Below are 16,791 nucleotides of genomic sequence, written 5' to 3' on the forward strand. Positions count from 1 at the left end.
CTCAGGCCGCGAGATGCCGGAACGCGGCGATCACGTCCTCGTAGACCTTGCGCTTGAACGGGACGATCAGTCCCGGCAATTCGTCGATCGGCTTCCAGGCCCAGGCGTCGAACTCGGGGGTGTGGCCGCCGGGCGGCGGGTTGATCCGGATCTCGCTCTCGTCGCCGTCGAAGCGGAAGGCGAACCAGCGCTGGGTCTGGCCGCGATACTTCCCCTTGAGGGCGACGCCGACGAGCTCCGGCGGCAGGTCGTAGTCGATCCAGTCCGGCGCCTCCGCCAGCAACGAGACCGACCTCATGCCGGTCTCCTCGTAGAGTTCGCGCAGCGCGGCGGGATAGGGATCCTCGCCGCGGTCGATGCCGCCCTGCGGCATCTGCCACAGCTGGACGGCACCATGCATCTCGTCGTTGGGAATGACGATCCTGCGGCCGGCCCAGACGAGACCGGCAGGATTCAGCACCATGATGCCGACGCAGGGCCTGTAGGGCAGGCTCATCGGATCGATCGACGCGGTGCTCATGTCCTATTCCCTCGTGCTGCTCGCCGCCACCGCCGACACCGGAACGATCTCGATGCCGCGCTTGCGGACCTCTTTCGCCCACGCGGCCACGGCATCCACCGTCACGTCGAAGGCGGTGCCGGTGCCGACGGCGAAGCCGCGCGCCCGGGCGGTGGCCTCCAGCTCGTCCAGCTTCGCCAGGATGCTGCCGCGGTCCCGCGTCTGGTCGATGACGACGTCGCCCTGCGCGTAAGGCACGTCGCTTTCGGCCGCAAGCGTTTCCGCGATGCTGCGGGCGGAGGATCCGTCGTCGAGATAGGAAAGCCCCCGCGCGCCCAGTTCGCGCATGATCGGTGCGAAGGCCTCGGCATCGGACGTGAAGCGGGCACCCATGTAGTTCATGACGCCGGTGTAGTTGGTCGTGCGCGACAGGACCCAGTAGAGTCTGTCGATGTTCTGGCGGGCATCGGCCTCGACCGTCAGCGTGTTTCGGCCGGGGTTGACGCGCGGATAGTCGAAGGGCTCGAGCGGCAGTTGCATCATGATCTCGTGCCCCTCCCGGCGCGCGGTCTGCATCCAGCGCCCGAGGCTGTTGCCCTGCGGCGCGAAGGCCAGGGTCACCTCCGAAGGCAGCTTCCCGATCGCGTCCTGCGTTCCGGACTGGGAGAGGCCGAGCCCGCCGACCACCAGCGCGACCCGCGCCCCGCGCGTCCCGGACCACGGCCGCGCATAGACCTCGGCGGCCCTGCGGCCGTCGTGTCCGCGCACTGGCAGCGGCCCCAGTTCCGACTGCTCGATCAGGGCCCGGTCGGGAAGATGCGCGATCTGCAGGTTCTGGCCGAGCGACGACGGATCGCGGATGACGATGACATTGGACGCGGGCTCGGCCGGCGGATTGACGCGGATGACCGACGGTCCGGACGTCCGGGCGCCGTCGGCGGGTGTCGTGCGGAGGGGGATGCCCGTCTGCCCGGCCGCGGGTGCTGCAGCGACTTCGTCCGGCGCGGGCGTTACCTCGGCTACGGACGGCTCGTCCGGGATGCGGAAGGGGTCCGGCTGCAGTGCGATCCCCGCGCCCGCGCTCAGGATGGCGAGTGCCGCGAGGACACCGGCAGCGGCCGATGCCCTCGGCCGGAAGGACCGTCCCGCCGGACGTTCGCGCCTGTCCTGCCCGAGCGGACGATCGAGTTCCTTTGTCACGGGCGGCTGGCGAGGTCCTGTCGGTGGGGAAGACAAGAAAAGCGCCGGCGGCGGAGCCGCCGGCGCGTGATCGGCTTACTGCTGGAGAACGGCCTGGTCCGGATTGGGCGGGAACGCCGGATCGGTCTTGGTGCCCTCCAGAAGTTCCTTGGCATAGGCCAGCTGCAGGTCGTCCTTCGGATCCGGCGGAACGTAGGCCGCGGAGCCCGACCCTTCCTCGTCCTCCTCGGCGCCCTTGATGTGGCCGCGCAGCTCGGACTCGCCGCGGCTCACGTCGCGACCGAGCAGCTCGTCGGGAAGCGGCTGATCGACGCGGATGTCGGGCGTGATGCCCTTGCCCTGGATCGATTTGCCGGCGGGCGTGTAGTAGAGCGCGGTGGTCAGCCGCAGCGCCCCGTTCTCCGACAGCGGGATGATGGTCTGCACCGAGCCCTTGCCGAAGGAGCGGGTTCCGAGCACCGCCGCGCGGCGATGGTCCTGCAGCGCGCCGGCGACGATTTCCGAGGCGCTCGCCGAGCCGCCGTTCACCAGCACGATCACCGGCTTGCCGTCGGTGAGGTCGCCGGCACGGGCGTCGAAGCGGGTGACGTCCTTGGGGTCGCGGCCGCGTGTGGAGACGATCTCGCCACGGTCGAGGAAGGCGTCGGAGACGCTGACCGCCTGGTCGAGCAGGCCGCCGGGGTTGAGGCGCAGGTCGAGCACGTAGCCCTTCAGCTTGTCCTCGGGAATCTCCTTGCGGATGGTCGAGATCGCGCTGCGCAGGTCGTCGAAGGTCTTCTCGGTGAAGGAGGTGATCTTCAGGTAGCCGATGTCGCCCTCGACGCGGTACTTGACCGCCTTCACCTTGATGATGTCGCGGATGATCTTGATCTTGATCGGCTCGGTTGCGCCTTCGCGCAGCACCGTGAGCTCGATCGGCGTGTTGACGCCGCCGCGCATGCGGTCGACCGCGTCCGACAGCGTCAGGCCGCGAACCTCCTCGCCGTCGATATGCGAGATCAGGTCGCCGGCGATGACCCCGGCGCGGGCCGCCGGCGTGTCGTCGATGGGCGTGATGACCTTGACGAGTTCGTTCTCCATCGTGACCTCGATGCCGAGGCCGCCGAATTCGCCCTTGGTCTGGACGCGCATGTCCTGGGCCGCTTCGGCATTCATGTAGGACGAATGCGGGTCGAGCGAGGTGAGCATGCCGTTGATGGCGTTCTCGACCAGCTTCTGGTCGTCCGGCGGCGTCACGTACTGCGCGCGGACCCGCTCGAAGATGTCGCCGAAGATCGCCAGCTGGCGATAGGTGTCGGAGCCAGCCGCGTTCGCGGTCGAGCTGGGAGACCCGTACACGACGCTCATGGCGGTCGCGCCCATCAGAGCGCCCGCGAACAGAAGCGACAATCTACGTACCATTTCCTGTCCTTCCAGAACTGCGCTCCGCCCACCAAGGCGACGGATCGACGGGTTTTCCATCCTTGCGGAACTCTATATAGAGCTCCGGACTGTCTTCGGTACTGCCGAACGCCATCACGCTGGCGAGCCTTGCCTCGCCCATCGTGCCGAGCGGCTCCCCGGCGAGAACCGACTGACCCAGCGCGACGTTGATCCGATCCATCCCCGCCAGGACGACATGATAGCCATCGCCCGCGTCGAGGATCAAGAGTTGACCGTATGATCGGAAGGGGCCCGCGTAGAGAACCACCCCGTCAGCCGGTGAAGTGACGATAGATCCCGATTGTGTTTGAACGGTGTCTCCAAGCATCCGGCTGCCGATCGCGTCGGGTTCGCCGAAGTGGCGGATGAACCGTCCCGAGACCGGCAGCGCGACCTGTTTCTTCATGGTTTCGAAGGAGATGCCCGCCTCGAGCCGGTTCTGCTCCGGGATCGGCCGGCCGGCGGCTTCGGCCTCGCGGCGGGCGCGCTCCTCCTCCGCCTGGCGCGCGGCATCGGCGGCCTTGCGCACCGCGTCGATCTCGCCCTCCAGGGCCGTGATCAATTCCTTGAGAGTACCGGCCCTGGCGGCGAGTTCCTCCGTCCGCCGCCGCTCCGCCTCGGCGAATGATTCGTTGCGGGCGAGAAGCTTGCGCTTCTCGTCGAGAAGGAGGGACAGCCGCTGCTTCTCGTCGGCCTGCTCGCGGATCGTCGCCAGCAACCGCTCCCGCTCCTCCATGATCGCCGCGCGCAGCGAAGCGAGTTCGCGGATGTCCGACAAGAGGATCTCGGTCTCCGTGCGCAGTTCCGGCACGACCGCCCCGAGCACGATGGCGCTGCGCACCGAGGCCAGCGCATCCTCCGGGCGCACCAGGATCGCGGGCGGCGGGTTCAGGCCCATCCGCTGCAGGGCTCCGAGCACTTCCGCCAGAACGGCGCGCCGTGCCTGCAGCGACAGTCGGATGGAGGCCTCCTGCTCCTTCAGCCCGTCCATCCGCTGCTCGATCGCGGCGACGTCGTCGGCGAGCTTGCGTTCGGTCTTGGCCGCCTGGACGAGGGCCGCCGTCACGGCCGCATCGTCCTTGCGGACGGCCGCGATCTCGGCGGCGAGTTCGGCCAGCCGCTTCTCCGACAGTGTCATCGCCTCGCTGATGCGCCGATATTCCGTTTCCGTCTCGGCGCGACGCGCTTCGAGCACGCTCTCGTCCTCCGCCGCCCGGACGGCCGATGGCGAAAGGGCGGACAGCGGGATGACGAGCGCAAGCGAAAGGGCGGCGCGCAGGAGGCTGCGCGCCGGTCGTGCCGTTCCATCCCTGGAGTGACGTCCGCTCATGACCCCCACACTAGGAAGCGTCCGGTTAAGGAAGCATCAACCATAAGGCGGCGGATGCAAGCCCTCCGCGGCCGACGGACGTCCTTGACGCTGCTTTTTGTCGAAAAGATGCGGGAGAGGACCGACCGAGGTCGGCCGCGACCGGTCAGGCCCGGTGGTAGGGGTGGCCCGAGGCGATCGAGGCGGCGCGGTAGAGCTGCTCGGCCAGCATCACCCGGGCCAGCTGATGCGGCCAGGTCAGGGCGCCGAAGGAGAGCGTCAGCGCCGCACGCGGCGCGAGGTCCGGCGCATGGCCGTCCGGCCCGCCGATCGCGACCACGAGGTCGCGCTGCCCCTTGTCCCGCCATTTGCACAGCCAGGCGGTGAAGTCTTCCGAGCCGATGTTCTTTCCCCGCTCGTCCAGCAGGACCAGCGCAGCCCCGTCGGCCAGCAGCCGGTCGAGCTTCGCGGCTTCCTCGCGCTTGCGCTCCGGCGCGTTCGGGCTGCGGGATTCAGGCACCTCGACGACGCCCGCCCATTCCAGGCCGACCGCCGGGCCGGCCTTGGCGAAACGGTCGAAATAACGGTCGGCCAGATCCCTCTCGGGGCCGGCCTTCATCCGGCCCACGGCATGAACGACGATCCGCATCGCGACCCTTCGGAAACGGCTCAGTGAACCGTTTCGTCCTCCATCTCCGGCGTCTGCCACATCTTCTCGAGATTGTAGAAGTCGCGGACCTCGGGCCGGAAGACGTGGACGATGATGTCGCCGGCATCGATCAGCACCCAGTCGGCGCTGGCGAGACCTTCGACCCGGGCATTGCCGAGCCCGGCCTCCTTCAGCGCCTTGATCAGGTGGTCCGCGACGGCCGATACATGACGGTTGGAGCGGCCGGAGGCCACGATCATGTAGTCGGCGAGGCTGGACTTGCGCTGGATGTCGATCGTCACGACGTTTTCGGCCTTCGAATCTTCCAGAGAGTCGAGGACGGTTTTCAGGGCAGGGACGGCGGCGTTGCGGCTCATCCCGGCTGGCGAAGGCGTGATTTCAGCCTTCTTCACCAAAGCTGTTCTCAGTGTCTTCCCTTTCGCATCAAGAACAACGTGATCGTCGGTCGGCGACAGACGATACCCGAAGATAGGCGGAGTCCCCCTGCAGTTTCAAGACAGCCGACGTCGGGCGGTCGTCTCAACTGCGCTGGACCGCAGAAGTTCCGGATTCGGCGGGCGCGAAAGCGAGATCGGCGGCCGGCGGCGCCTGCGCCGACAGGGGCGAGAAGTCGCCGCTGACCTCCGGAGGAACGGCATCCGTCTGGGTCAGCCGCCAGGCGACGAAGCCGCAGAAGGCCACCGCGATCAGGATGGCGATGCCGATGAAGGCGCCCGTGCCGACGAAGGCGGTCAGCATCGTCGCCAGCCCGGGGATGACGAAGCCCGACAGCGACCAGGCGAACAGCATCGTGCTCGACAGGACCACGAGGTCGCCCTTGTCGGCGCGGTCGTTGGCGTGGGCGCTCGAGATCGAATAGATCGATTCCGTCGCGCCGCTCCACACCATGTAGACCAGCACCATCCAGCCGAAGGCCCAGCTGTCGGCGCCGATGGCGAGCAGCCCCGCCAGCGCCACGAGGATCGAGGCCGCGACGAGCACGTAGCGGCGGTCCATCCGGTCCGACAGCCAGCCGAAGGGCAGCTGCACGATCAGCGTGCCGAGCGGCATGGCGAGCAGCAGGAGCGCGATGGCATTCTTGTCGAAGCCGATGGCGGTCGCATGGATCGGCGCGAAGCCCGCCACCATCATCGACAGGCCGCCCACCGCCAGCATGCCGGCGAGGCCCACGGGCGAGATCGCCCAGGCGCGGCGCAGCGCGATCGACGCGATCGGCGGCGCCGGCGGCGTGCGCAGGCGCGTCAGGCCGACGGGAACGATCGACAGCGCCGCGAAGGTGATGGCCAGCAGCGGCGCGGTGTTCTCCATCGCGTCGATGAAGGCGAGCAGGTAGGAGCCGAGGCCGAGACCGACGATGTAGCTCATGTAGAAGGTGGCGGTGACGCGGCCGCGGATGGCGTTGCCGACGACGTCGTTCAGCCAGCTCTGGGCGACGATGAAGAGGCCGCAGATGGCGAAGCCGTAAAGCGCCCGCGCCGCGATCCAGAGCCAGGGGTCGACCATCAGGCCGACCACAACGTTGGACAGGATGATCAGCGCGGAGAACGTCATGAAGGCGCGGGCATGGCCGACGCGGGTCACGATGCGACCGGTGAGGAAACACCCCGCCATGCCGCCGGCCGACAGGCCGGTGAGGATGAGGCCGGCCCAGGTGGGCGGAAGACCTTCCGCCCCCAGCCGCACCGGAATGAAGGCGAACATCAGTCCGTTGCCGACCGCCACGAGCGCCGACGACAGGATGACGCTGGTGATGGCGATGAACGGCGCCGAGATCACCGCGGTGGCGTCGGCGCTGTCGGCGGCATGGTCGGAAGGGGCGGCTGTCATGATCGCCGACATTGATCCATCCGCGACGTCGCGAAAGCGACAAAAGCGGCAGAAACTGTCCGGATGAGGACGATGCTTCGGCGGCTTCGCGAAACCTCCGCGAAAGAGGGCTGCAGCGCGCCCCCGCAAGCTCCCGCCTGCCCTTCAGCCGTCGTTCCGGGCGAGCCTCAGCGCCGTGGAGGACAGCGAGGACCGCGGTCCGTGAACGAAGGTCCAGGCCGGGGCGCGCATCCGCGCCAGCCGCGGCGCGCCCTCCTCGTCGACCCGGGCGCGGGCGAAGGTCTTGGCCATGACCGAGGACAGGAAGGCGAGCGTCGAGCCCGGCCGGTCGACGACCGCGATCGGGAAGGTCTCGGCGATGGCGCGCCAGCGCTGCCAGCGGTGGAAGGAGGCGAGGCTGTCCGCACCCATGATCCAGACGAAGTCGACGCCCGGGTTGCGCCGCTTGACCAGCGCCAGCGTGTCGGCCGTATAGCGGATGTGGTGCGCGGCTTCGAAGGCCGTGACTTTCACGCGCGGATCGTGGATCAGCCCTTCCGAGCCGGCGATCCGCTCGGCCAGCGGCGCGAGGTCCGACGCGCGCTTCAGCGGATTGCCGGGCGTGACAATCCACCAGAGCTGGTCGAGGCGCAGGCGCCTGAGCGCGATCTCGGCCACCAGCGCATGGCCGGCATGCGGCGGATTGAACGAGCCGCCGAACAGGCCGACCGCCATGCCCTTCTCGACATGCGGCATGCGCAGGCAGCGCGGCGGGATCCCCGTGTCAGCCAAGGCCGGAGATTTCGCTCACGGCCGCACCTGCCCGGTCCCGCGCACCCGGTACTTGAACGACGTCAGCTGCTCCACGCCGACCGGGCCGCGGGCGTGCATCCGGCCGGTCGCGATGCCGATCTCCGCGCCCATGCCGAACTCGCCGCCGTCGGCGAACTGGGTCGAGGCATTGTGCAGCAGGATTGCCGAATCGATCTCGTCGAAGAAGCGCTCGACCGCGGCGGCATCCTCGGCCACGATCGCTTCGGTGTGGTGGGACGACCAGGTCTCGATGTGGTCGATAGCCCCCGAGACGCCGTCGACCAGCTTCACCGAGATGATGGCGTCGAGATATTCCGTCGACCAGTCGGCATCGGTCGCCGCCTTCGCCTGCGGATAGCGGGCGAGCACCTCGGCATCGGCGCGGATCTCGCAGCCGGCGGCGGCGAGCGCCTCGAGGATCGGCACGAGATGCGTGTCGGCGCAGGCGCGGTCGACCAGCAGCGTCTCCGCCGCGCCGCAGATGCCGGTCCGCCGCATCTTGGCGTTGACGGCGATCGTCACCGCCATGCCGAGATCGGCGGAGCGGTCGACATAGAGGTGGCAGATGCCTTCCAGATGCGCGAAGACCGGCACGCGCGCCTCGGTCTGCACGCGCTCGACGAGGCTGCGCCCGCCGCGGGGGATGATGACGTCGAGATTGCCCGAGAGGCCCTTCAGCATCTCGCCGACCGCCGCCCGGTCGGTCACCGGCACGAGCTGGATGGCGTCGGTGGGCAGGCCGGCCGCCTCCAGCCCCTCGACCAGGCAGCCATGGATCGCCCGCGACGAGTTCACCGAATCGGAGCCGCCGCGCAGGATCACCGCGTTGCCGGCCTTGATGCAGAGCGCGCCGGCATCGGCCGTCACGTTGGGCCGGCTCTCGAAGATCACGCCGATGATGCCGAGCGGCGTGCGCACGCGCTCGATGTGCAGGCCGTTCGGGCGGTCCCATTCCGCGATCGTTTCGCCGACCGGGTCCTTCAACGCGGCGATGTCGCGGATGCCGGCGGCCATCCCCTCGATCCGGGCCGGCGTCAGCTTCAGCCGGTCGAGGAAGGAGCCCGCCAGGCCGTTCGCCACGCCCGCCGCCATGTCGATGGCATTGGCCTCGAGGATCGCCTGAGACCGGCGCAGGATGGCCTCGGCCATCGCCGCGAGCGCCGCGTTCTTGGTCGCGGTGCCGGCCAGCGCCAATGGCCGCGCCGCAGCCCGCGCCCTGCGGCCCATTTCGGCCATCAGCTCGGAAATGTCGGTGCGGGTGTCGGGCTTGGTCAGCATCGCTCTCGTTCCTGCTCCTGGACGTCCATCGTCTTCTCGACGGTTCCCGTCACCACCATGTCGTCGCGGTGAACCATCGCTGCCCGCGCCTCGTGGCCGAGCACCGCGGCGATCTCGGCGCTGCGCAGGCCCGTGATCCGGACGGCATCCGCCGCATCGTAGGCGACGAGGCCGCGCGCCACCTCGCGGCCCTCGGGCGAGAGGACGGCCACGGTGTCGCCGCGGGAAAAGTTGCCGTCCACGCGCCGCACGCCGGCCGGCAGCAGCGACTTGCCCTGCATCAGCGCACCGACCGCACCGGCATCGACCGTCAGCCGCCCCGCCGGCTCGAGATTGCCGGCGATCCACGTCTTGTAGCCGCGCACCGGATGGTCGCTCGGCCGGAAATAGGTCGCGCGCTCGCCCCGGTCGATGGCCGAGAGCGGGTTGAGCCGCGTGCCCGACGTGATGATCATCGCGGTGCCCGCCGTCGTCGCGATCTTGCCGGCGTCGAGCTTGGTGCGCATGCCGCCGCGCGACAGCTCGGACGCGGCCGCCCCGGCCATGGCCTCGATCTGCGGCGTGATGCGGTCGACGACCGGGATGAAGACGGCCTTGGGATCGAGCGCGGGCGGCGCCGTGTACAGCCCGTCGATGTCGGAGAGCAGCACCAGCAGGTCGGCGCCCATCATGGTGGCGACGCGGGCGGCCAGCCGGTCGTTGTCGCCGTAGCGGATCTCGCTCGTCGCCACCGTGTCGTTCTCGTTGATGACCGGCACCGCCTTCATCTTGAGAAGCGTCGACATGGTGGCGCGCGCGTTGAGATAGCGCCGGCGCTCCTCGGTGTCGCCCAGCGTCACCAGCACCTGGCCGGACCTGAGGCCGTGGCGGCCGAGTTCCTCCGACCAGGCGCCGGCGAGCGCGATCTGGCCGACGGCGGCGGCCGCCTGGCTCTCCTCGAGCTTCAGCGCGCGGCGCCCCAGCCCTAGGATGGTGCGGCCGAGCGCGATGGCGCCCGACGAGACGACGCACATTTCGACGCCGTTCTCCGCCAGCCCGGCGACGTCCGCGCAGAGCGCGGACAGCCAGTCGCGCTTCAGGCCGCTCTGCCGGTCGACCAGCAGGGCCGATCCGATCTTCACCACGATGCGGCGATGCGAGGAGAGGGAGCGGGTCATGCGCCTACTCCTGCCACCGGTCATCGGCCTCGACCGGAGCTTCCACGGCGCGGGCTTCCTCCACCACCCCGATCAGGCGGCGAAGCGCCTCTTCCACGCCTTCGCGGGTCGCCGACGACAGCATCAGCGGCGCCACGCCCGCCGCCCGCTTCAGCGCCGCCGCCTTCTTCTTGCGCTCGTCGGGGTCGACCGTGTCGACCTGGCTCAGCGCCACGATCTCCGGCTTCTCAGCCAGTCCGTGGCCATAGGCCCCGAGTTCCTTGCGGATCGTCTTGTAGGCCTTGCCGGGATGCTCCTCGCGCGCCGAGACCAGGTGCAGGATGACGCGCGTGCGCTCGACATGGCCGAGGAAGCGGTCGCCGATGCCGGCACCTTCGTGCGCGCCCTCGATGAGGCCCGGAATGTCGGCGATGACGAATTCGCGCGCATCGACGCGCGCGACGCCGAGGCCCGGATGCAGCGTCGTGAAGGGGTAGTCGGCGATCTTCGGCTTGGCGGCCGTCACTGCCGCGAGGAAGGTCGACTTGCCGGCATTGGGCAGGCCGACGAGACCGGCGTCGGCGATCAGCTTCAGCCGCAGCCAGATCGTCATCTCCTGGCCTTCGAGGCCGGGATTGGCCCGCCGCGGCGCCTGGTTGGAGGACGTCTTGAAATGGGCGTTGCCGAAACCGCCATTGCCGCCCTTGGCGATGAGGAAGCGCTGGCCGACCTCGGTCATGTCGGCGATCAGCGTCTCGTTGTCCTCCTCGTAGATCTGGGTGCCGGCGGGCACCTTCAGCACCACGTCGTTGCCCTTGCCGCCGGCGCGGTTGCGGCCCATCCCGTGCGTGCCGGTCTGCGCCCTGAAATGCTGCTGGTAGCGATAGTCGATCAGCGTGTTCAGCCCGTTGACGGCCTCGATCCAGACGTCGCCGCCGCGGCCGCCGTCGCCGCCGTCGGGGCCGCCGAACTCGATGAACTTCTCGCGGCGGAACGACACCGAACCGGCGCCGCCGTCGCCGGAGCGGATGTAGACCTTGGCCTGATCGAGGAACTTCATGACGGAAACTTTCGTCCTTGCTGTCACACGCCGGTTGCGGGCGCGGGCGACGACTGCTTTAGAGCATGCCTCGCCGGGGCGCGAGGGGCGTGAACCGCGGAATTCGCCGGTGCGGAGGCATTAAACGATGAAATGCGTCACCTACAACATCCAGTACGGCATCGGGCTCGACGGAAACTACGATCTCGCCCGCATCGCCGATGCGGTGCGCGGGGCCGACCTGATCGCCCTGCAGGAGGTCTCGCGCAACAATCCGCAGAACGCCGGCCGCGACATGGTGGCCGAACTGGCCGGGCTGCTGCCCGACTACTTCGCGGTCTTCGGCGCGCCGTTCGGCGTCGACATGGGCTCGGCGGTCGAGAACGGCAGGGCCGTGAGCCGGCATTTCGAGTTCGGCAACATGATCCTGTCGAAGACGCCGATCCTGTCGTGGCGCAACCATCTGCTGCCGCGCATGCGCACCTACGACCGGCTCAACCTGCAGCGCGGCGCGCTCGAGGCCATGGTGGCCACGCCTTTCGGCCCGCTGCGCGCCTATTCCGTGCATCTCGACCACACCAGCCCGGTGGAGCGCATGGCGCAGATGCGGTTCCTGGTGGAAAAGGCGCTCGGCTACGCCCGCGAGGGCGGCGCGCTGACAGGCACGTCGGAGCTGCGCTTTCCCGAGCCGCCGCATCCGGAAGGCTTCGTCCTGATGGGCGACTTCAACCTGGAGCCCGGCCGGGAGGAGTACCGGCAGATCACCGGCATTCCCGACGTCGAGTTCGGCCTGGCGCGGCGCGCCGATCTCCTCGTCGACGCCGCGACGCTCGTGGCGGGAGACCCGGCCGGGCGCATCACCTGGATCGATCCGCGCCGCCCGGACGACCGGACGCGCCAGCGCTGCCTCGACTACCATTTCGTCCACGCCTCGCTCGCCCCGCGCGTGACGTCCTGCACCGTCGACGCGACGGCGGTCGGCTCCGACCACCGTCCCGTCTGGCTGGAACTGGACTAGCCGCGCGGCCATCGTCAGATCTGGCCCCAGCTGCGCAGGCTGACCCAGGTGCGCCGGTCGAGCCGGTAGCGCTCCACCGGCACCTGCCCGGCCACCAGGGAATCCAGCATGCCCTGGCCGGAATACTGGAAGCCGCACTTGTGGATGACGCGCCGCGAGGCAGCGTTGGTCACCCGGCACGACACGTGCAGCGCCTCGATGCGCGTCGCCCGGAAGGCGAGGTCGACGGCGGCATGCGCCGACTCGGTGGCGTAGCCGCGGCCCCAGTAGGGCCGGCCGATCCAGTAGCCGAGCTCCAGCCCGTGCACCCGGGCGTCGAGCCCGATGCAGCCGATGAAGGCGCCGTTGTCGGAGTTGGTGATGGCGTAGACGCAGCCGCCGCTGCGGCGCTGGCGTGCCCCGGCGATGAAGGCGCGCGCCTCGGCCTCGCCATAGGGATGCGGCATGCGGCCGAGCATCTCGGCCACGCCGCGGTCGTTGGCGAGTTCGGCCAGTTCCGCGACGTCGTCGGCGTGGGGCGGGCGCAGCACCAGCCTCTCGGTCACGACGACCGGGCAGTCTATGCGCAGACTTTCGTCTTCGACGTCTTCCTTCTCGGCAACCATGGGTCAGTCCTCGGGTGAATGAAAAAGGGGAGATGGCGGCCCATCTCCCCTGATCCCATTCTGGACTGTCCAGACACCGGTTCCCGAGATGGGGCGCCGATGTTGGTGGTGCGGATATCGGCTACTCCGCGGCTTCCTGCATCGGGTTTACCGACACGTAGGTTCGTCCATTGGCTTTCTTCTGGAAGGCGACGGCGCCGGCCTCGAGGGCGAACAGCGTGTGATCCTTGCCGATGCCGACATTGGTGCCGGGATGCCACTTGGTGCCGCGCTGACGGATGATGATGTTGCCGGCGAGAACGGCCTCGCCGCCGAACTTCTTCACGCCAAGGCGCTTGGACTCCGAATCGCGACCGTTGCGCGAGGAACCGCCGGCTTTCTTGTGTGCCATTTTTCTACTCCTTTGCGCCGCCTGGGCGCTTCGAATGACTTATGGGCGCAAACGCGCCCGGTTTCAACCGGGCGCCGCTTAGTTCGCCAGTTCCTTGGCCTGCCCGCGCCAGTCCGCGATCTGGTCGGCGCTGAAGGGCATGTTCGCGTCGATCTTCGCCACGTCCTCGTCCGACAGCGCGGCGATCTGCGCGAAGGTGGTGATGCCCTGCTCCTTGAGCTGGCGCGCGGCGACCGGGCCGATGCCCTTGATCTTCGTCAGGTCGTCGGCCGCACCCTCCGGCGCGGTGAACAGCGGGGCGGGCTTGGCCGCGGCTGCCTTCGACGGAGCGGCACCGTTCGTCAGGATCTCGGAGATCCGCACGGTGGTGAGCAGCTGGCGATGGCCGCGCTTGCGGCGCGAATTCTGGCGGCGGCGCTTCTTGAAGGCGATGACGGTGGGCGCACGGCCCTGTTCCACCACTTCGGCGGCGACCGAGGCGCCGTCCACGAAGGGCGCGCCGATGGTGACGTTCTCGCCTTCGCCGAAGGCCAGCACATGGCCGATGGTGACGATCTCGCCGACGTCGCCGGCGATGCGCTCGATGGTGATGGTGTCGTCGGCGGCGACGCGGTACTGCTTCCCGCCGGTCTTGATGACTGCGAACATTGTGAACCTTTCGTGTTCGGTCCGGCCTGAACGCAGGGCGCCCGGCCGTCTTTTTATCAGTCGTTGAGGGTGTTCGTTCCGCCAGCGGCGTCCGAACGGCTTCCGGTCCGGACGCCGCGACCACGGATCCCGGAGGGACTGCCGCGCCCCTCGAACGACGGGAGGAGACGGACGCCCGATCCGGGTGCCGCCGATCCGGGGCGCCCAAACGACGACCGGCGCGGAATGACCCACGCCGGAAGTCGTGTCCCGTTAATGGAGAGGCGACGCAAAGTCAAGGCAGCCTCTCTTCCGGTACGAAATAGGCCTTGTATCCGAGCCGTCCCTTCGCTATCTGTGCGCCGCGCCCGAATGGCGCCCACGGGCCCGCGGAGAGGTGGCAGAGTGGTCGAATGCACCGCACTCGAAATGCGGCATACTCGCAAGGGTATCGGGGGTTCGAATCCCCCCCTCTCCGCCATACAGCTTCCAAGCCGTTGCCCTTTAAGGAATCCCTTGCATCTCAAGGGCTTCTGCTACAAACCCTGCGACAAATGGTGCTACAAAGCAGGTCAAGGCGGCGGTGAAATACGTTCATTTCGTTCGCGGTAGGTATGTCGTTCGCGTCATCGTTCCGATCGAACTCCGAGCAGTCGTCGGGAAACGGGAACTCAGCGAGAAGCTCGGCCCTGACAAGATACTCGCCGAACGCCGCGCCCACGGAGTGATCGCAGGTTTCCTCGCACAGCTTGAGGAAGCTCGTGAGAAGGCTGAGGCCCGCAAACCCAAGCTGAGCAGCATCGCCAAGTCCTACTTTCAAGAGCAACTCGACGAAGATGATCGGGCGCGAATGGAACTCGGGCAGGATATGGTGATCGGCCTCAATCACGGCTCCACCTCGATTATGGCCACCCAGCTGAGATTAATAGCATCTGGCCATGTTACCGGCGAGAATGCCGAGGTCTGGGTCGATGAATTACTGAACAAGATGGTCACGGCCGGCGTCAAGACGGACATGTCTCGCCCAGAACTGATAAAGCTGCTGGCGAAGGTCGAGCTTGACGTCACCGAGGCTATACATGCGCGCGACAAGTTTGAGATAGCGCTTCCGTCACCAAAAAGCGAACCTCTCAAGTCGGTCGAAGCAGAGATCGACCCTGAGCCCGTCAGCAAGTCCGAAAAACACACCACTGGCATTTCCCTAGCTGACGTTCTGATCGCCTTCCACAAAGAACGAACGGCTGGAAACAGGTCGCTCGCCAGGCGAACGATCGAGGAGCATAAGGTAGCGGTTCGCATGTTCGAAGAATTCATCGGAGGTGCCGTTCCAGTTCGCTCGATAACGCGAGCCGACATGCTCGCTTACAAGCAGGCGTTGCTCCAGACTCCGAGCCGATATGCCTTGCGTTTTCCCGGACTTACGCTGCCGCAAGCTATTAAGGCGAACGCGAAGCGCACCAAGCCTTATCCGATGTTGGATCCTGCCACCATCAACATGAAGTGGCTGTCTCATATGAGCACTATTCTACGCTGGGCGTCCAACAACGGACATATCGATGCCAATCCGGCCCACGGCGTCCGGGTCGATGAAGGAAACGGCTTCAAAGAGCCTTCAAGAGTGCCGTTCAATCAGGATGACCTAAAGCGAATCTTCGGTTCAGAATTATTTCGCGCAGACACGTATGGGACCAAGCAGTGGGCGCTGCTCCTGGCGTTGTTCACCGGCGCAAGATCGTCTTCGGAGATCGCGCGTATTCGGCTGTGTGACATATACGAGGAGCAAGACGTTCCCGTCATCATGCTCGCACTAGCCTCCAAGAACCAGCATTCAAAGCGGCTGGTCCCCATCCACAAGCACCTGATCGACCGAGGTTTCTTGCGCTACGTCGAGCGACTGAGAAATGGCGGTCAGACGAGGCTCTTCCCGGACTGGGAGCCCGAGGACAAGATCAATCGTTGGTTCTTGCGCAGTTATCGATCTGAAGTCGGCATTGAAGACCCCCGCAAGGTTTTCCACTCGTTCCGGCACACCCTTAAGACAGCCTTAGCAAGATATGGTGTTAACCGAGACGTTTCGGATTTGATCACTGGCCACAAAGATCAATCAGTGGGCGGTATTTATATCGATGATGCAAATACAACAATGATCAACGCTATGGCGAATGCACTTAACCGTATATCTTTTCCCGAGGTATGCCTTTAAATACAGACTGATCCTGGGAAATACAAATTCGGCGCTCAACGTGGAGGTCAGCCGTCGCGGACTTGCCATTTGAGTTTTACTGACGTCGGCACGGAGGTTATAAGGTTTATTTCTATTCCAACAACATCCGTTATTCTTTTGCTATACTGATATTCATCAGTCGCAGGAGCAATGCAAGATGAAGTTCGGAAAGCCTTACCAGGATTCTCGCCTCGCCGAGTTTCTCGACCGCCGCATCCTCGAGCTCAGCCCGAGGAAATCCCAGAAGGAGATCGCCGTCCAGGCGGGATTCAGGACGCCCAACATCCTTTCGATGCTGAAGACCGGCACGACCAAGGTCCCCATCGACCGGGTCCCTGCCCTCGCCAAGGCGCTGGAATGCGACATGAGGTTCCTCTTCATGCTCGCCCTCGAGCAGCTCGGCGGCAGCATGACCGTCAGCGCGATCAACGAGATCGTCGGCACCATCGTAACCGAGAACGAGGTCGTGTGGCTCAAGGAATTGCGCGACGCTTCGAACGGCTCCGACCCTCGGTTCACGCAGCGCGCCCGCGCAGCCCTGCGTGCCATCTTCGGGAAGTGATCATGCCTGATCTGACCATCACCTCGCTCGACGGTCTGGTTGAGCGCATTAACAGGCCCATCACCGAGAACGAGCGCTACTGGATCGAGGTCATCCGGCTGGCTTCCCATGATCCCGACCCGGCCCCGACCTTGGCCCGGACGCAGGCGCTGCGGCAGGTGTTCAGGACGTAGGGCGGAACTCGACAGGGCG

The 16,791-nt window shown here is 67.0% G+C and carries 18 protein-coding genes and 1 tRNA gene; 5 read left to right on the forward strand and 14 right to left on the reverse strand.

The features are described from left to right. Position 1 precedes the first annotated feature (1 nt). The 11 genes from IAI54_RS19955 to obgE all read right to left on the reverse strand — a co-directional run bounded on the left by IAI54_RS19955 (position 2) and on the right by obgE (position 11,193). Positions 2–520 (reverse strand): RNA pyrophosphohydrolase, encoded by a 519-nt coding sequence (locus tag IAI54_RS19955; RefSeq protein WP_187968852.1) that lies wholly within the window; start codon positions 518–520, stop codon positions 2–4. 3 nt (positions 521–523) lie between these two features. Then, positions 524–1,699: a divergent polysaccharide deacetylase family protein gene (locus IAI54_RS19960; RefSeq protein WP_187968853.1), complete on the reverse strand. Its 1,176-nt coding sequence runs from the start codon at positions 1,697–1,699 to the stop codon at positions 524–526. A 75-nt stretch (positions 1,700–1,774) separates the two neighbouring features. Next, on the reverse strand, positions 1,775–3,100 hold the full coding sequence (locus tag IAI54_RS19965; protein WP_187968854.1) for a S41 family peptidase: 1,326 nt from the start codon (positions 3,098–3,100) through the stop codon (positions 1,775–1,777). Continuing rightward, positions 3,090–4,451: a murein hydrolase activator EnvC family protein gene (locus tag IAI54_RS19970; RefSeq protein WP_187968855.1), complete on the reverse strand. Its 1,362-nt coding sequence runs from the start codon at positions 4,449–4,451 to the stop codon at positions 3,090–3,092. Before IAI54_RS19970 ends, IAI54_RS19965 begins: the two co-directional genes overlap by 11 nt. Before the next feature lie 145 nt (positions 4,452–4,596). Then, positions 4,597–5,079: a 23S rRNA (pseudouridine(1915)-N(3))-methyltransferase RlmH gene (gene rlmH / locus IAI54_RS19975; protein ID WP_187968856.1), complete on the reverse strand. Its 483-nt coding sequence runs from the start codon at positions 5,077–5,079 to the stop codon at positions 4,597–4,599. 20 nt (positions 5,080–5,099) lie between these two features. Next, entirely contained in the window at positions 5,100–5,456 is a 357-nt protein-coding gene (gene rsfS, locus IAI54_RS19980) for a ribosome silencing factor (protein WP_187973255.1), read from the reverse strand. Between the two features lie 163 nt (positions 5,457–5,619). Then, on the reverse strand, positions 5,620–6,927 hold the full coding sequence (locus IAI54_RS19985; protein ID WP_187973256.1) for an MFS transporter: 1,308 nt from the start codon (positions 6,925–6,927) through the stop codon (positions 5,620–5,622). A 144-nt stretch (positions 6,928–7,071) separates the two neighbouring features. Next, entirely contained in the window at positions 7,072–7,662 is a 591-nt protein-coding gene (locus IAI54_RS19990; protein WP_187973257.1) for a nicotinate-nucleotide adenylyltransferase, read from the reverse strand. Positions 7,663–7,713: 51 nt separating this feature from the next. Continuing rightward, positions 7,714–8,997: a glutamate-5-semialdehyde dehydrogenase gene (locus IAI54_RS19995; RefSeq protein ID WP_187968857.1), complete on the reverse strand. Its 1,284-nt coding sequence runs from the start codon at positions 8,995–8,997 to the stop codon at positions 7,714–7,716. Continuing rightward, positions 8,991–10,154: a glutamate 5-kinase gene (gene proB, locus IAI54_RS20000; protein ID WP_187968858.1), complete on the reverse strand. Its 1,164-nt coding sequence runs from the start codon at positions 10,152–10,154 to the stop codon at positions 8,991–8,993. Before proB ends, IAI54_RS19995 begins: the two co-directional genes overlap by 7 nt. 4 nt (positions 10,155–10,158) lie before the next feature. After that, a complete protein-coding gene (gene obgE / locus IAI54_RS20005; protein ID WP_187968859.1) occupies positions 10,159–11,193 on the reverse strand; it encodes a GTPase ObgE in 1,035 nt (344 codons plus the stop codon). 127 nt (positions 11,194–11,320) lie between these two features. Between obgE and IAI54_RS20010 the strand changes: the two genes are divergently transcribed. Next, positions 11,321–12,190, forward strand: coding sequence for an endonuclease/exonuclease/phosphatase family protein (locus IAI54_RS20010; RefSeq protein ID WP_187968860.1), 870 nt, complete (start codon positions 11,321–11,323; stop codon positions 12,188–12,190). Between the two features lie 14 nt (positions 12,191–12,204). Here IAI54_RS20010 and IAI54_RS20015 read toward each other — a convergent pair whose 3' ends face one another. From IAI54_RS20015 to rplU, 3 genes are all read right to left on the reverse strand, one after another. Continuing rightward, positions 12,205–12,795 (reverse strand): GNAT family N-acetyltransferase, encoded by a 591-nt coding sequence (locus IAI54_RS20015; protein ID WP_187968861.1) that lies wholly within the window; start codon positions 12,793–12,795, stop codon positions 12,205–12,207. A gap of 121 nt (positions 12,796–12,916) precedes the next feature. After that, the gene (rpmA, locus tag IAI54_RS20020) at positions 12,917–13,186 is read right to left on the reverse strand and encodes a 50S ribosomal protein L27 (protein ID WP_187968862.1); all 270 of its coding nucleotides are present in this window, start codon (positions 13,184–13,186) and stop codon (positions 12,917–12,919) included. Between the two features lie 78 nt (positions 13,187–13,264). Continuing rightward, complete coding sequence (gene rplU / locus IAI54_RS20025; RefSeq protein ID WP_187968863.1) at positions 13,265–13,834, reverse strand: 50S ribosomal protein L21; 570 nt, start codon at positions 13,832–13,834, stop codon at positions 13,265–13,267. A 370-nt stretch (positions 13,835–14,204) separates the two neighbouring features. On the opposite strand from rplU, the gene IAI54_RS20030 reads away from it, so the two are divergent. From IAI54_RS20030 to IAI54_RS20045, 4 genes are all read left to right on the forward strand, one after another. Continuing rightward, a tRNA-Ser gene (locus tag IAI54_RS20030) sits at positions 14,205–14,294 on the forward strand. A 102-nt stretch (positions 14,295–14,396) separates the two neighbouring features. Next, entirely contained in the window at positions 14,397–16,016 is a 1,620-nt protein-coding gene (locus tag IAI54_RS20035) for a site-specific integrase (protein WP_187968864.1), read from the forward strand. A gap of 178 nt (positions 16,017–16,194) precedes the next feature. Then, complete coding sequence (locus tag IAI54_RS20040) at positions 16,195–16,599, forward strand: XRE family transcriptional regulator (protein ID WP_187968865.1); 405 nt, start codon at positions 16,195–16,197, stop codon at positions 16,597–16,599. A gap of 2 nt (positions 16,600–16,601) precedes the next feature. After that, positions 16,602–16,772 carry a hypothetical protein gene (locus IAI54_RS20045; RefSeq protein WP_187968866.1) on the forward strand — a complete coding sequence of 57 codons (171 nt, stop codon included), beginning with the start codon at positions 16,602–16,604 and terminating at the stop codon, positions 16,770–16,772. Positions 16,773–16,791 lie beyond the last annotated feature (19 nt).

This window comes from Aquibium microcysteis (assembly GCF_014495845.1).
Taxonomy (GTDB): Bacteria; Pseudomonadota; Alphaproteobacteria; order Rhizobiales; family Rhizobiaceae; genus Aquibium; species Aquibium microcysteis.

Excerpts from the sequence above, each read along its gene's own strand:
- IAI54_RS19955 (WP_187968852.1), bottom strand. The coding sequence starts at position 520 with ATGAGCACCGCGTCGATCGATCCGATGAGCCTGCCCTACAGGCCCTGC.
- IAI54_RS19965 (WP_187968854.1), bottom strand. The coding sequence starts at position 3,100 with ATGGTACGTAGATTGTCGCTTCTGTTCGCGGGCGCTCTGATGGGCGCG.
- IAI54_RS19970 (WP_187968855.1), bottom strand. The coding sequence starts at position 4,451 with ATGAGCGGACGTCACTCCAGGGATGGAACGGCACGACCGGCGCGCAGC.
- rlmH (WP_187968856.1), bottom strand. The coding sequence starts at position 5,079 with ATGCGGATCGTCGTTCATGCCGTGGGCCGGATGAAGGCCGGCCCCGAG.
- rsfS (WP_187973255.1), bottom strand. The coding sequence starts at position 5,456 with ATGAGCCGCAACGCCGCCGTCCCTGCCCTGAAAACCGTCCTCGACTCT.
- IAI54_RS19985 (WP_187973256.1), bottom strand. The coding sequence starts at position 6,927 with ATGACAGCCGCCCCTTCCGACCATGCCGCCGACAGCGCCGACGCCACC.
- IAI54_RS19990 (WP_187973257.1), bottom strand. The coding sequence starts at position 7,662 with ATGCCGCATGTCGAGAAGGGCATGGCGGTCGGCCTGTTCGGCGGCTCG.
- IAI54_RS19995 (WP_187968857.1), bottom strand. The coding sequence starts at position 8,997 with ATGCTGACCAAGCCCGACACCCGCACCGACATTTCCGAGCTGATGGCC.
- proB (WP_187968858.1), bottom strand. The coding sequence starts at position 10,154 with ATGACCCGCTCCCTCTCCTCGCATCGCCGCATCGTGGTGAAGATCGGA.
- obgE (WP_187968859.1), bottom strand. The coding sequence starts at position 11,193 with ATGAAGTTCCTCGATCAGGCCAAGGTCTACATCCGCTCCGGCGACGGC.
- IAI54_RS20010 (WP_187968860.1), top strand. The coding sequence starts at position 11,321 with ATGAAATGCGTCACCTACAACATCCAGTACGGCATCGGGCTCGACGGA.
- IAI54_RS20015 (WP_187968861.1), bottom strand. The coding sequence starts at position 12,795 with ATGGTTGCCGAGAAGGAAGACGTCGAAGACGAAAGTCTGCGCATAGAC.
- rpmA (WP_187968862.1), bottom strand. The coding sequence starts at position 13,186 with ATGGCACACAAGAAAGCCGGCGGTTCCTCGCGCAACGGTCGCGATTCG.
- rplU (WP_187968863.1), bottom strand. The coding sequence starts at position 13,834 with ATGTTCGCAGTCATCAAGACCGGCGGGAAGCAGTACCGCGTCGCCGCC.
- IAI54_RS20040 (WP_187968865.1), top strand. The coding sequence starts at position 16,195 with ATGAAGTTCGGAAAGCCTTACCAGGATTCTCGCCTCGCCGAGTTTCTC.
- IAI54_RS20045 (WP_187968866.1), top strand. The coding sequence starts at position 16,602 with ATGCCTGATCTGACCATCACCTCGCTCGACGGTCTGGTTGAGCGCATT.